The sequence below is a fragment of the Xylanivirga thermophila genome (assembly GCF_004138105.1).
In the GTDB taxonomy this organism is placed as follows: Bacteria; Bacillota; Clostridia; order Caldicoprobacterales; family Xylanivirgaceae; genus Xylanivirga; species Xylanivirga thermophila.
In genome coordinates, this window is sequence record NZ_RXHQ01000007.1 from 39,958 (window position 1) to 53,938 (window position 13,981).

A 13,981-nucleotide genomic window follows, 5' to 3' on the forward strand; every position below is an offset into this window, starting at 1 on the left:
CATTATTTTATATAGTATTTGCTTATGATTTCATCCATCTCTCCGCTATCCTGAAGCTCCTTTAGTACCTCATCTATAGCTTGCAAAAGTTCGCTATCTCCCTTACGTACAGCTATAGCATATTCCTCCTGATCTCCCGCCTTTTCATCGAGTATCTTTACCTCAGAATTTTGTGCTATTAACATCTGTGCAGGCAAATCATCTATAACCACTGCATCCAAATTACCATTCTTTAAATCCAGTATGGCCTCAAGCCCTGTATTATAACGCTTAACATCTGCATCTTCCGTATTTGAAGCTACCTCAGTATCTCCGGTAGTACCGGTCTGAACGCCTATCCTTTTCCCTACTAGATCATCAGTTCCCTTTATATCTTCATTTTCATTTTGTACTATTATGGATTGAACTGCCTCAAAATATGTTTTAGTAAAATCCATGGTCTTTTCTCGCCTTGAATCTCTTGTAAATCCGGCTGCAATAAAATCTACCTTACCAGACTCCAATGCTGCTGGCAGTGCTTCAAATTCCATATCTTCAACAATCAGTTCAACACCCAGTTTATCCGCTATCTTCTGTGCAACATCGGCATCTATACCCACAACATCTGTGCCTTCCTTAAGCTCAAAAGGTGGAAAATTGGCGCTGGTCCCCCATACTATCTTCTTCCCTTCATCTATACGCTTCATAGTATCGATCTTTTTGCCACATGCTGTAGTCGATATAATAAGTATAGAAATAAGTGCAATTGTCAAAATACCTTTAATCTTTTTATTCATGTATAATCTCCTCCAATATCGAAACTGTTTTCTAATTGCTTTTATATAATTATACATGAATAATTACAAAAAATCAATGCATATTTATAAATTTTATTATTTTTTATATCATCTATAAAAGGACAATATAAAACCCTGGAGCAATTTCCAGGGTTTTTTTGCTTATCTGTGATTCTTCAAACACTCTGAGCAATAGATGGGCCTATCATTTTTAGGTTCAAAAGGCACCTGAGTATGTGCACCACAATCGGCACATATAGCATCGTGCATTTCCCTTCTAGCGCCACCATTGTGTCTGCCATTTGCTTTTCTAGCATCACGGCATTCCTTGCATCGAGCTGGCTCGTTTTGGAAACCTTTCTCTGCGTAAAATTCCTGTTCACCAGCACTAAAAATAAACTCCTTGCCACACTCTTTGCATACTAAGGTCTTGTCTTCGTACATGGATATAATCCCCTCACTTTGAAATAATTTTGTTCCATTTTAGGACCATTCCGACTAAAAAGTATCTTTAATGGTACGCACTGCACTATAGCATGGCAGCTACTGAAGGTTTTAAGTGGTACCCCAAGATAAACTAAGAGGATTATATTATGTACCACCAGGCTCTCCATCCTGCACAGCCATAGGTCGGACTTACCCTTTAAGCCCTACCATGACCATCTGGGTCTTTTATAGGGTATAGAACAATTCAATCATATTATATCCTTGTTTTTTCTAAAAATCAATAGAAATTCTAGCAAATTTACATATTTATTGTTTTTGGTCAATGAATATACCATCCTGTATTGGAGCATTAGGTTTATATGCATTATAAGTCTTTTGTCCATTATTTATCTTACGCATTTTCCCTTTATGCTTTTCAATAAATACGTTTAAGCACTCTTTGTTTTCCTGATCCTTAGCATATACCCCCGTTATAATCTCCCTTATATCTAAAAGTACCTTATAAACTTCCTTGTATTCATCAGATTTTTCTCTATATTCGTCTAAATCGCCTAAGCAGGTTGAAAACCTATCATCCAATTTATCTATGTGAGCAATATGCTGCTGCCTCTTCTCTATATATTTAGAAAGACCATCGATATCCCCTGATTTTATTGTCTCTCCCTGCTTTATACTAATTTCTGCTATGGCTTGTAAATGCTTTTTTTTATCCTCTAGATATCGTAAAAGATCATCTACATCATTACACATTTCCTCTATACCTTTGCTTTCGTGTAATTTTTATAGCCTGTCCCCAAGTATCCCTAAGTTCTGTCATAAGTTCAAGCACTTCTTTAAGTACGTTCTCATCTTTTTTTATATTTGCATCAATAAGGGATGTAACTATAAAATCGTATATGGCCATGAGATCCTTCGATATGTCATATTGCATATCAAGGCTCCCCATAAGTTCTGAAACTATATCCTGTGCCTTTAGTATTGCAGTATTTGCACATTGCATATCTTGTTTTTGTATAGCCACTATAGCTTGCTTTGTAAATTTTATGCATCCATTGTATAACATAAGGGTTAATTCTTCAGGAGTAGCTGTAAGCACACTCTGCTGCTGATATTCCTTATATGGGTTATTTATTGCCATGTATATCCCCCTCTATCTATATATCGTTCTACATCAGTTATTGTCCTAAACCTAGCTGCTGCATTAGCCACATACTCTGGCTGCTCATATTTTGCAATGCCTTTTCCATGGCAGTAAACTGCCTCCAATACTGCTCTTCCTTGCGGTATAGTAGTTCATTTAAGCTTTCTATACGCTTGTCTATATCCTTTATCTTATCACCAAGTATATTATTTATATCCGTCAAATCACCTTGTATACCGGCCTTTTCCAATAATATACCTTTTTTATTGTTCTTATCCCTGCGCGTTCTAATATTATCCTGTATAATGTCAGAAAAACGATGCATAATCCCCACATTATTATAACGTACCTTACGCTCTTCTGCATTTAAATCTGGCGAATAGGATTCTTTATATTGCTGGCAAAAAAGTTTTTCTACCTCTTCACCCCTATTAGCAAGGGCATCCTTTAACTTTTCTTCATTTACATATAGTTTACCATTCTCATACCATTGACCGGTGGTTATACCTATATCTGATAGGGATATATTAACCCCTTCTATCTTTTCAATTAGCGCCCGCCTCATAGACTGGGTGATGTTCTGTACTATGGGATCACTCCTTAGGACTCCACTTTTACTCTTTTCTTCCCAAAGCTTTATATCACTTTCCTCCATAGATTTCTTCTGCTCATCAGTAAGGGGTTTATAATCACGATACCGCTTTTCAACAAGCTTATTATTTAGCTTGTCTATCATCCCGTTATATTTTTCTACAAAATTCTTTATATTGTTAAATGCACTATCCACATCCCTAGATACATCTATATCTATCTCTTTACCAACTGTATTAGCCATTAAATTAAAGGTAATACCATCCCGAGTAAAGGTATTTGTAGGGGACGTCATGGTATATGACTGCCCATCTATCTTAAGCTGTACCGTAGCATCACGTGTTGCATCAGCCTCTAAATTAACATTAAGTCCAAATGTACTTAAAAAATTACTCCCGCCATCTGCATCCTGGGCATTAAGAGACGCAGATGCCCCCGTCTTCTTGGTTTGGAGTGTAAGCTTGCCCGTTATACTGCTATACGCAAGGTTAACTCCCGCCTTTTCATTCGCATTTATTTCATTCATAACCTTTTGAAGGGTGTCATCCTCTGAAAAACTAAATGCTTCTCCATTTATATTAAAAACAATCTTTCCTTTGTCAGCACCATCAATATTTCCACTAATCCCAAGTCCTTTTAAAGATTTCTTGGTATCAAAACTGCTTCCCACTTCAGATTCTGCCTTGGCTGGTTCAGCCATTTTTATGCTGGTTATGGTATACCTCCCTGGCGCTGCATCAGCATTTGCACTGGCAGTTATATACCGTTCTTCTGTAGATGTTACCTTATAGCATCTATATGTATTCGGAGATAACATATTGCTTTGAGGCTTTGCCACATCAAAAAACTCATCCTTTAGACCTCTTAGCATATTGGTAACATCTCGGTATGCATCCCGCTGCCACTCTACCCATTTTTTATCCTGTTTTAAACTGTCAACTTTCGTACGCTCAACACTCATAAGCTCATTTATCATATTTTCCGTATCAAGGCCACTAGCCAGTCCGCTTACCCGCATGCGGTTTACATTATAAATACTCATCTTTTAACCTCCCTATACCCGCTCATCCACTATGATACCAGCCATTTCCCATAATTTAGCTATCATGTCCAATATCTTTTCGGGCGGTATCTCGCGTATAATTTCATTGGTCTGTGTATTTATTACCTTAACCATTATAGATTTAGTCTTTTCATGAATCGAAAACTCAAAACGTCTGTCATAGTCTTCAACCGCTTTGTTAGCTTCCTCCACAGCCTTCTGCAGTACATCCTCGTCCAATAATGGCTTTTTTTCCCCTTGCATTGGCTTTTCATCTATTTGTTTAATCCCTTTATCTGAACCATTATTATGTCCCGCTATCTCTACAGTTCGGACCACCCTAGGAGTTACCGGCCTAGTGCATGATATTTCATCTATACGCATGTGTACCATCCCCTCTTTCAATCTTCCTTTCAATATATTTATCGGAATGATACACAATAATCTTTAGGGTATTTTTTTAATATATAGAAATATTCGACCATTTACCCCTTTTGAATCTTATGACTAAAAATATAGCTTCTATAATATACTGTATAGCAGTAACATACCAAAGGGCGGTGATGGGTGCCTTTATTATATATACTATCACATATGTAACGGGTAGTCTGTATATCCATGTACTCAAGATAGCCGTTAACATGGGTCCCTTTGTATCTCCCGCTCCCCTTAATGCACCACCTAGCACCATGGAAAATCCCATGGGAATCTGTTCAAGGGCGGCTATACGTATGCATTTACCTGCTAAATCTACTATATCCATCTCATCTGTAAATAATCTGGCCAATTGTCTCGGAAAAAAGAAAAATATGATTGCAGTAGCTCCCATAACGGCAGCTGCCAAATATGAGGACATCCAGCCATTTTTCTCTGCCTCTTTAAGCTTCCCTGCCCCCAAATATTGACCTACCATAGTAGTTGCAGCTACTGCAAATCCTGAATTAGGCATAAAGGATAGGGATTCTGCAGTGGTAGCTATTTGATTTGAGGCAAAGGATAATGTTCCAAGCTGCATTATCATAAAGGCATATATAAGCCTACCACCACTGCTCAAAAGCTCATGGGTTTGTGCAGGTAGACTGAGGTGCCAAATTTGATCAAAATCCTTTTTGTCCCACGTTTTTAAATATGCCATCTCGTATTTAATTTTCCCATCTCTCTTGAATAAAACCCATATAACATAACAAAATCCTATTATCTGCCCGATAGCTGTGGCAATAGCCGCACCGTCTACTTCGAGCCTAGGGAAACCCCATTTTCCAAATATCAATACATAGTCCCCTATGAGGTTTATAACATTTGTTATTATTGCCCCTATCATGGGCGTCTTTGTATCCCCAGATGCCCTCAATATAGCACTTGTTACCATACCTGGCACCATAAAAAGACCTGATACTGCTATCAGGCGCAAATATCTAGTGCCTAGATCTATAACCTTACTCTCCGCCTTTGCAAGTATAAAAAATTTATCAAATATAAAGATGCTAAAGATTGTCAAAACCATCCCCAGCACAATGGATATTTGAAAAGCATGGGCAGCTGACTGTTTGCCCCGCTCATAATTTTCCGCTCCTATATGCCTGGCAACTATGGCCGCTGCTCCAACGCCTAAAGCTGCAAATACATTTACAAATGAAAAAAATATCTGCCCTCCCAATCCAACTGCACTAAGTGCCTGGGCATCCAATCTGCCCACCATGGCAGTATCGGCTATCCAAACAACCATACCCAGTATCATCTCTAATATAACCGGTGCCGCTAAACGCAATATTTCCCTCATATTTTGCCTCCCTTTAATCCTTTTACGATCTATTAGTCCGTTTATTATAACAAAAAAAATAGTAGCCCCCATGAAGCTAAATAGCTTCATAGAGACTGCTTATGTCTTCTTTTTGAACTTATATGAACATTTAGTACATGTGACCATTAATGTACCTTTGTGTCTGGGTATACGCAATTTTTGTGAACAATTAGGGCATTTTACTACCTTAAATCGCTTTTTTTGCTCCCATTTCCATCTGAGTTTGCCAAAGGCATTATATGATTTGGGTCTGTTTACCTTTGTCTTGCTTTTATTACCCAGATTTTTAAACCATCTAACTACATTATCTAGCCAATAATTAAGTTTACGACCAATATTTTCGAATATAATCTCCTCTCGCCGTCTCCTATTTTTATTATGGGAAGTAGCACGCCATATGGCGTAACCCAAAATTCCCAATGCCATTAGCAATCCAATAGTATTTCTTGAAAAGAAAAAAGGTAGACTTAAAACGGCCATAAATTTGGAGAGATTATCCCAACCATATGTATCCGTTTTGTTTTTCATCTATATCCCTGCTTTTTATTATACGTCTATTTTTTTCAATATGGTTATTCTTCTTCCTCTTTATCCAAGACTTCTCCTTCTAGCACTTCGTCATTTTCCTGTACCTCTTCCTCTACAACAGGCATCTCCTGTTTTTGGCCACATTCTGGACAAAATTGTATATTGACATCCAGTTCTTTCCCACACTGTGGACATTTCTTTATCTTCTTAAGATTCATAAGTTTTTTCTCAAGTTCCTCAATAGTTGCATTTAAATCATCTATATTCTGACATAGATCAATTATATCGTATGATACTGTACCTAAATCCTTGTATTGCTCATACATCTTTTTACCTATTTCATTGTATAGGCTTTGTATTTCCTGATCTTTATCGTAGATATCCTTTTTTATCTTGCCATATTCCATGGATTCCCCTGCTTTTTTCGTAACGCTTTTTGCCCCTTCTTCCACAGACTTTGCTATTTTTGAAAATCCGTCCCATATAGGCATATACATACCTCCTTTTTACCAGCATTTTATATATTGTAATTCACATTATATCATGGTTTATTCCTGTTTTCTACTACTTTTTGCACATTCATTTGTCATCATCACCCTTGAATATGATAAACTTATTGACCAAAAAACTTATCGTACCTGTAGTCATAGATGCAATAAGATTGACAATATTTGCCCACATCCTTGGAGACAGTCTACTAGGTAATATCATAGTCAAAGTAGATAATATCCATCCATTCCCTAAAGCTGCTAAAAATAATATCGAGGCATATGCAGGATAGGTAGTCTTTTTATTACCTTTATAATCAAAGGTTAACTTTTTGTTCATAAAATATCCGTTTATCGAATATGCCATAAACGATATAATCTTGAACAGAAAAAACATCTTCCCTTGATATATATGGGTTAAAGACATAAGTAAATTTAAAATACATATATCTATTATAAAATTGACACTTCCCACTGCACCATAAGCGGCATATTGAAAAATCCAGTGGGATTTGATTCTTTCCTTTATGCGCATATCCATCCCCATCTTTAGCACTTTATTTTTATAGAAATATTATTCTATTATAAGGTCTGTAAACTTAAAATTCACCGTATCTACAAGCCCTCTATTTGTTAGTCTGAGTTCTGGCAATACGGCAAGGGACAAAAGGGCCATGGTCATAAATGGAGATACTAAATCACATCCTAGTTGTCTCCATGCTTCTCCCAATGCATCAACATTTTTAGCTATATCCTCCGCAGGCAGTTCACTCATAAGACCTGCTATAGGCAATGGCAACAGTCCTGTAACTTCTCCATTTCGTACAGCTACCATCCCCCCTCCTGTCTTAATCAATGTATTAGCAGCTAGCGCCATGTCATCATCATTTACACCTATTACAAGGAGGTTATGGGCATCATGGGCAACAGTTGATGCTATAGCACCTTCCTTTATATGAAATCCCTTTACCAAACCCTTTCCCATAGTGCCTGTGGCCTTATGTCTCTCTATGACTGCAGCTTTTATTATATCCTGTTTTAGATCTATACCAAGCACCTCATCTAATACGGGCATCATACATTCCCTTGCATAGTTATTGACCTTCGCTTCTACGATTTCCATCACCCTGGCCTTTACCCTACCATTTGGTCTATTCTCTACATTAATGACAAAATCTTTAGGTGTAAGTTTTCTTCCTACTTTCATGGTATCCTTTGAATACTTAGGATATACACCATTTGGAATTTCTACTATTGTTTTTCCACCTTTAGCGACTATTTCTCCATTTATTAGTACCATCTCCACCTTTACCTGGGTAAGATCGCTTATAAATACTATATCAGCACATTTACCAGGAGATATGCTGCCAAGATCCCTGTCCATCTGAAAACACTGGGCAACATTTATGGTCGCCATCTGTATAGCAGTTATGGGATTTACACCCTCTTCTATAGCACGCTTTACTATATAGTCCATATGTCCCTTTGAGATAAGGGTACTTGGATGTGTATCATCGCTAACCAAGGTAGCATATCTAGTATCTATATTGTTTTCCGTTATGCTCTTTACCGTCTCCTTTACATCATGCCATGCCGAACCCTCTCTCAGCTGTGCATACATCCCAAGACGCATTTTTGCCAGGGCATCCTCTGCCCTTATGGATTCATGACAGCATCGTACCCCGGAAGCTATATAAGCATTTAATCCAGAGCCGGTTTCAGGCATTGAATAATGACCGGTTATTATCTTATCCGCTTCTAGAGTAGCCTTAAGTTCACTATGTACATCATGATCTCCAGATATAACACCTGGAAAATTCATCATTTCCCCTAGTCCGGCTACTCCTTCCCATTCCATGCTGTTTTTTATATCATCGGGACCAATTGAAGCGCCCGCGTCCTCAAAACCCGGTACTGCCGGTACGCATGAAGGAGTCACAGTATATACCTTTAGAGGCACCTCCTTGGCATCGTCCATCATAAGCCTTATCCCGTCCATACCTAGTACATTACCAATCTCATGGGGATCCATATATATAGCAGTAGTTCCATGGGGCATAACCGTTTTTGCATATTCTCTGACAGGCATCATACTGCTTTCGACATGTATATGTCCATCCATAAAACCTGGGGCCATATAAAGACCTTTAGCATCTATTATCTGCGTATTTGATCCTATTGTATGCGTAGCATCTCCTACTAGTGCGATTCTTCCATGGGTAATGGATATGTCCATATTATCCATTATCTCTCCCGTATTAACATTTATTAACCGGCCATTTTTTATCACCACATCGGCCTTTTCTCTCCCTTGTGCTACTGCTACTAGTTTTTCTGTCACTTCAGCTAGTCTATAATATTTATTCATGATTCAGCCTCCCATATTTTTATATTTCTCTTTATTTTTCTTAATCTTTATCCTTTTTAATTCCAACATGAACTTTTTCTATTGTTTCTTGGGTTGGAATTATAAGATAGCTCCCTACTTGCAATGTTTTATGGTCTGCTATTCTGTTGATTTTGCCCAAAGCCTCTCCATATCTAGAGTGGCCATAAAACTTCCTACTAAGGTCTGATAGGGTATCCCCTGCCCGCACCTTATAAATCTTTTCTTCTTTTAAATTAGTAACATCCTGTAAATTAGTAACATCCTGTAATTTTACTTCCATCGTCTTAATTTCCTGTTCCCTATGCTCCAGGGCATCTTCTAAATCGCCAATGGTTTTCTTTAATGCCAATATCTCATCATTATATTTAGTGTCCCCATACTCTTTTTCTTTATCTGTATCTATTTTTTGTGTTTCATTCCCATTGTATGATATCCTATTGGTTTTAAAATCCATATATTTAAGGTATAGGAAATAGACTAAACTAGCCACTGATATAAGTACAATGATCCACTTTGCATAATATGTATGTTTTATATCTTTTTGCTGTCCTTTAGCTTTGCTATAGAGCCCACACCCATTATAGCGCCTTAATCTGCCAGCTTCCCAAATATAAAAGCTCAAATCATCAGCCTTATCATCCAAGAGACACATAACCTGGAAGGGATCTGCAAAAAAACTTTGATGAATGAACTGATCCTCTTCCATCATCATAGCATTCCAGCCTGTACGCACTCCATACCATCCTAAAATCTGTTGATTAGGAAATCGCTTTATTAACCTTGTTTTTATATCTATCCATCTTATATCTGTCAACGTATCCCTTACACCCTCTAATTTACCAACAGGCATTATATCTTCTATATATACAAAAATGCTTTGGTCGTGCCTCTCCCGCCTTCCAACTAAAATGCCAAAGCTTTTTCTCCCTATAATTCTCTTGTTTTGACGAAGCAAAGAATGCTTAAGCGATTCAGGCATAAAAATTTTAATGTATCCTTCTCCAATCAATTCTTCTTCCCTCCCCGCATACAATGAGCTTTTAATATGGTTATATACATTATGCCACCACAGACCATATAAGTAAATACCAAACTCCCCATCCAATATAGCTGCAAAATTCAAACAAACCATATTATCATTGACCTATAAACATTCAATGATAATATGGTTTGTTCAACACTTCAAATACACCTTATTAGTATTGGAATCTACCCTTTATCTCGTTTAAATTATACCATTTAAGCAGTTCATTAAAGAATTTTTCATCTGCAATGAGATCATGGAGCGTATATTTATATCCCCGTTCGTATGTACTTTCCAAACTTTCCTTTGGAGCAGTCTCCTTTTCTCCCGGAGCCAAACGCACATAAAGGGTCTGCACTATGACTTTTGACCTGTTCTTCACGGTTATCTCTATGTCTATGTTGTCCTTAGTATCAAGCCCAGCAAATCCCACATTCCAATATATCTGCCCGGTTTCCATGTCAAAAGCCCTTTCCGCCTTACGGCTGGGTTTTATGACCTCACTTATATCCCCATTGTCATACAGTCTTACAGCCTCTACATATATACTATCTATATTCCATGATTCGGTTGGAAATATATCAATGCTGGTAAGTGTTACGTTATCTATTTTATTACCCTTATCACCATAATATATATGTACCTTAGATATATAGCGCTTAGGTACCTCTATCAATACCTTTCTAGGTACATTATCCCTTAGTTTGTTATCTAGATTTGGATCTTTTGTCATCTCCTTAAGACTCATCCATCTTACAGCAGCAAATGCCACAGTACTTACCATCAATATAGACAAGGCTATTATAAATGTAACGATTACTTTTTTATTCATGATTAAACTCTCCTTTACTGTATAATGCATTTTTGCGTACTTATCACCCTACCTTCCATATCGTACATGGATAAATCTATGGTGCTGCCTTTTTTAAGACCTGCAATGGATAAATTATATCTGTTTCTGCCATTATACTGCATATCCGTATTATTTGCCTTCACAGAATAGACCGCTGGTGTCACCTGTACAGATATATCAGTTGCCAAATCACTATATTCTATATTTATGCTCTTTATATACTGCTTTTTGGGCTCATCTTCGCCTTTATTTTTATCTTTATTGTCATCTAGTTTATTTTTATCATCCTTTGGTGGGTCATTTTTTTGGTCATTATTAGTATTATCAAGCCATGGGGCTTTAGATGGGCTTTGCGGTTTCTGAATCTTACCTGGATAATTATTATTAGGAAATGTATTGCTCTTTTTATCATCATCTCTACCCTTCTTGGGTAAGACTTTATTGCTATCTTCTTTTATTACACTGGCCCAACCATTATCCCCATCGTCTGATAATTGTGCATGCCTATTATCCATCTCCTCACGTATTCCCTCTATATCTATATGTTCTGATGCTTCAACATTGAAAGAATTTGCATCTTTATATGGAGAGGTTTTTGCATTATCAATCCATTTTTCCAAATTATCAATATCCTTATCCATACTGGCAAGCATTGCCTCATATTCAGCATTATTTCCTTGCTGAGACGTGCAACTGCACAGTGGCAGTGCAATGGATATTGATAATATTATAAATACAATGTAATTTTTTCTATTGATCATAAACTCTATCCCCCATTTTTAACTAAAACTATCCTATAATATAATATCGGCAATAGATTATATAAACTTAAGTATTTTTTCTATAGTTTATTCTTATATAATATTATAGTTCCACAGATTATTAAGACTAATAGGTAAAAAATCCTCGTACATCAGTATGATATACAAGGACTTCCCGCTTTTAATCATTATCAATATATATTTATCACTCAAAAAACTCTTCTTCTAACATCGCACAAAGGGTATGGTAAACGGGCAAATGATATTCCTGTATGTCAGCCGTACTTTGGCCTGGTACATTGATTAAAACATCGCTAATATGAGCAAGCTCTCCCCCTTCTGACCCAGTCATACCTATTACCTTTAACCCCAAAGCTTTTGCCACCTTTGCAGCATTAACCACATTTGTAGAATTGCCAGATGTACTGATACCTAAAAAAGTATCACATTTTTGACCATAGCCATATACCTGCTGAGCAAACACCATTTTTGGATCGACATCATTCATAAAAGCTGTAGAAAAGGCAGTATGACCAGTTAAAGATATTGCAGGTAAAGCCCCTTGCAAAAATTCACCTTTTTGACCAATTAATTTTAGCATATCTTCATTTAGGGGGCGTTTTTTATAAAATCCCTTCATAAGCTCCCCTACTATATGTTCTGCATCAGAAGCACTGCCACCATTTCCACATACAAGAAGTTTCCCATGCCCACTATATGTCCTTAGCAAAATATTATATGCATCCATTATTTTATCTTTTATCCCCATAAGTTCAGGATAACGTTCAAACAATCTATTATAATGATACATAACCTTTTCATCTTCTTCCGCATGGCTAGGCATCGGATCAATTCCCATTTCATAGCATGCAGTTATAATACTTGCTAAATCTCCTATTCTTTCACCGGTTTGAGCAGGGACAATGCTACATATCCTTTGTGAATGCATAAGAGCCTCCCTTTGTATCACCCGTTCCATAGATGCTCGAAGCAAATTTTCACTTCTCACGAATATACTGCCAATTACTATCTTCTCAGGATTTAGTATATCGATGAAGATACTCAAAGCCTTCCCCAGTTTCTCACCCACTATTTCGTATATCTTCTTTGCATCATCATCACCATTATTTGCATATTCTGCAATAACCTTTGCACTTATTTCCTCTATCTTTATACCATCTTCAATCCACGCTGGTACCTTACCCATATCCAACATCTGTTTGGTAATGGACTGGGCTAAGCGACCAATTCCTGCACCACTGCAAAAGCCCTCTATAGAGCCATTTTTCCCAAATCCGAAGGGACCATCGTCCTCCAAACGAATATGACCTACTTCACCTGCCATATCATTTTGTCCTCTAACTAGCACTCCTTCCGATATAATACCTGCACCAAAGCCGGTACCCATGGTTAAAAACATCATATTATTAGTATCTCGGCCTGCTCCTAATTTCCATTCTACTAAGGCACATGCATTTGCATCGTTTTGTATAAATGCCGGGACATTAAACTCTTCAGTTAGCAATTTGGCAAAGGGTATATTGTCCCATCCAGGCAAGTTCGGTGGAGATAATATAATGCCATTTCGACTATCTAATGGTCCACCACAGCTTACCCCAATACCTATTACTTTGCTTATTGTAAGGTTATTTTTTTTGAGTATATCCCATGCCGAAGCGAAAAGTCTCTCTTGAGCTTGCAAATATCCTTTACTGGCGTTTGTAGGAAATGTAATTTTATCTATAAGCTTTATTCCATTTGACACCGAAGCTAAATTTACTGCACATTTCGTCCCACCAATATCAAAACCTATAATGTATTCTATTTTTGTACCCCCTTGTATAATTTTGCATCTGTTCACCATATCCTCATGGCGATTGGACATGGCACTAGATTAAACTTATCCGAATGCACTACTTAAGACTATGCTAAAACATCCATATTAATATTGCATCCTGTCAATGTTTTAAGCTTTTTTAGTTTCCACATACATGGATTCAACAGAATTAAAAGAGGCGTTCCATGCACTATTCTACCACGTATATGTATCAAAACAAACTAAAAATAATAAAAAGCTCCGAGTCAAGGTATTTAATATTTCCCCTCAACTGAGAGCTTTATCTGTATTCATACTTATTAT

The 13,981-nt window shown here is 37.2% G+C and carries 15 protein-coding genes; all 15 read right to left on the reverse strand.

Annotated elements, in window-relative coordinates; translation table 11 throughout:
- Positions 1-2: 2 nt before the first annotated feature.
- The 15 genes from EJN67_RS05425 to EJN67_RS14445 all read right to left on the reverse strand — a co-directional run bounded on the left by EJN67_RS05425 (position 3) and on the right by EJN67_RS14445 (position 13,702).
- Positions 3-776 carry a basic amino acid ABC transporter substrate-binding protein gene (locus tag EJN67_RS05425; protein WP_129723329.1) on the reverse strand — a complete coding sequence of 258 codons (774 nt, stop codon included), beginning with the start codon at positions 774-776 and terminating at the stop codon, positions 3-5.
- A 162-nt stretch (positions 777-938) separates the two neighbouring features.
- The gene (locus tag EJN67_RS05430; RefSeq protein ID WP_129723330.1) at positions 939-1,220 is read right to left on the reverse strand and encodes a zinc-ribbon domain containing protein; all 282 of its coding nucleotides are present in this window, start codon (positions 1,218-1,220) and stop codon (positions 939-941) included.
- A gap of 309 nt (positions 1,221-1,529) precedes the next feature.
- Positions 1,530-1,973 (reverse strand): flagellar export chaperone FlgN, encoded by a 444-nt coding sequence (gene flgN, locus EJN67_RS05435; protein WP_129723331.1) that lies wholly within the window; start codon positions 1,971-1,973, stop codon positions 1,530-1,532.
- Complete coding sequence (gene fliS / locus EJN67_RS05440; protein WP_129723332.1) at positions 1,966-2,361, reverse strand: flagellar export chaperone FliS; 396 nt, start codon at positions 2,359-2,361, stop codon at positions 1,966-1,968. The genes flgN and fliS overlap by 8 nt, the downstream gene beginning before the upstream one ends.
- A gap of 37 nt (positions 2,362-2,398) precedes the next feature.
- Positions 2,399-3,997: a flagellar filament capping protein FliD gene (fliD, locus tag EJN67_RS05445; protein WP_129723333.1), complete on the reverse strand. Its 1,599-nt coding sequence runs from the start codon at positions 3,995-3,997 to the stop codon at positions 2,399-2,401.
- A gap of 12 nt (positions 3,998-4,009) precedes the next feature.
- Positions 4,010-4,381 carry a flagellar protein FlaG gene (locus EJN67_RS05450; protein ID WP_129723334.1) on the reverse strand — a complete coding sequence of 124 codons (372 nt, stop codon included), beginning with the start codon at positions 4,379-4,381 and terminating at the stop codon, positions 4,010-4,012.
- A gap of 76 nt (positions 4,382-4,457) precedes the next feature.
- The gene (locus EJN67_RS05455; RefSeq protein ID WP_129723335.1) at positions 4,458-5,867 is read right to left on the reverse strand and encodes an MATE family efflux transporter; all 1,410 of its coding nucleotides are present in this window, start codon (positions 5,865-5,867) and stop codon (positions 4,458-4,460) included.
- Between the two features lie 9 nt (positions 5,868-5,876).
- Positions 5,877-6,326, reverse strand: a complete 450-nt coding sequence (locus EJN67_RS05460) for a zinc ribbon domain-containing protein (RefSeq protein ID WP_129723336.1) — start codon at positions 6,324-6,326, stop codon at positions 5,877-5,879.
- A 44-nt stretch (positions 6,327-6,370) separates the two neighbouring features.
- Positions 6,371-6,817 (reverse strand): DUF7575 domain-containing protein, encoded by a 447-nt coding sequence (locus EJN67_RS05465; RefSeq protein ID WP_165000748.1) that lies wholly within the window; start codon positions 6,815-6,817, stop codon positions 6,371-6,373.
- Positions 6,818-6,905: 88 nt separating this feature from the next.
- Entirely contained in the window at positions 6,906-7,349 is a 444-nt protein-coding gene (locus EJN67_RS05470; RefSeq protein ID WP_165000749.1) for a GtrA family protein, read from the reverse strand.
- 39 nt (positions 7,350-7,388) lie between these two features.
- Positions 7,389-9,185, reverse strand: coding sequence for an adenine deaminase (gene ade, locus EJN67_RS05475; protein WP_165000759.1), 1,797 nt, complete (start codon positions 9,183-9,185; stop codon positions 7,389-7,391).
- A gap of 37 nt (positions 9,186-9,222) precedes the next feature.
- Positions 9,223-10,212 (reverse strand): LysM peptidoglycan-binding domain-containing protein, encoded by a 990-nt coding sequence (locus tag EJN67_RS05480; protein ID WP_165000750.1) that lies wholly within the window; start codon positions 10,210-10,212, stop codon positions 9,223-9,225.
- A 187-nt stretch (positions 10,213-10,399) separates the two neighbouring features.
- Positions 10,400-11,059 (reverse strand): hypothetical protein, encoded by a 660-nt coding sequence (locus tag EJN67_RS05485; protein WP_129723341.1) that lies wholly within the window; start codon positions 11,057-11,059, stop codon positions 10,400-10,402.
- A 14-nt stretch (positions 11,060-11,073) separates the two neighbouring features.
- Positions 11,074-11,841, reverse strand: a complete 768-nt coding sequence (locus EJN67_RS05490) for a hypothetical protein (RefSeq protein WP_129723342.1) — start codon at positions 11,839-11,841, stop codon at positions 11,074-11,076.
- Between the two features lie 205 nt (positions 11,842-12,046).
- Positions 12,047-13,702, reverse strand: a complete 1,656-nt coding sequence (locus tag EJN67_RS14445; RefSeq protein ID WP_341538795.1) for an ROK family protein — start codon at positions 13,700-13,702, stop codon at positions 12,047-12,049.
- Positions 13,703-13,981: the final 279 nt, after the last annotated feature.

Coding starts and splice junctions, on each gene's coding strand:
- EJN67_RS05470 (WP_165000749.1), bottom strand. CDS start 7,349: ATGCGCATAAAGGAAAGAATCAAATCCCACTGGATTTTTCAATATGCC.
- EJN67_RS05455 (WP_129723335.1), bottom strand. CDS start 5,867: ATGAAGCTATTTAGCTTCATGGGGGCTACTATTTTTTTTGTTATAATA.
- flgN (WP_129723331.1), bottom strand. CDS start 1,973: ATGTGTAATGATGTAGATGATCTTTTACGATATCTAGAGGATAAAAAA.
- EJN67_RS05490 (WP_129723342.1), bottom strand. CDS start 11,841: ATGATCAATAGAAAAAATTACATTGTATTTATAATATTATCAATATCC.
- EJN67_RS05460 (WP_129723336.1), bottom strand. CDS start 6,326: ATGAAAAACAAAACGGATACATATGGTTGGGATAATCTCTCCAAATTT.
- fliD (WP_129723333.1), bottom strand. CDS start 3,997: ATGAGTATTTATAATGTAAACCGCATGCGGGTAAGCGGACTGGCTAGT.
- EJN67_RS05430 (WP_129723330.1), bottom strand. CDS start 1,220: ATGTACGAAGACAAGACCTTAGTATGCAAAGAGTGTGGCAAGGAGTTT.
- EJN67_RS05425 (WP_129723329.1), bottom strand. CDS start 776: ATGAATAAAAAGATTAAAGGTATTTTGACAATTGCACTTATTTCTATA.
- EJN67_RS05465 (WP_165000748.1), bottom strand. CDS start 6,817: ATGCCTATATGGGACGGATTTTCAAAAATAGCAAAGTCTGTGGAAGAA.
- EJN67_RS05450 (WP_129723334.1), bottom strand. CDS start 4,381: ATGCGTATAGATGAAATATCATGCACTAGGCCGGTAACTCCTAGGGTG.
- EJN67_RS05485 (WP_129723341.1), bottom strand. CDS start 11,059: ATGAATAAAAAAGTAATCGTTACATTTATAATAGCCTTGTCTATATTG.
- fliS (WP_129723332.1), bottom strand. CDS start 2,361: ATGGCAATAAATAACCCATATAAGGAATATCAGCAGCAGAGTGTGCTT.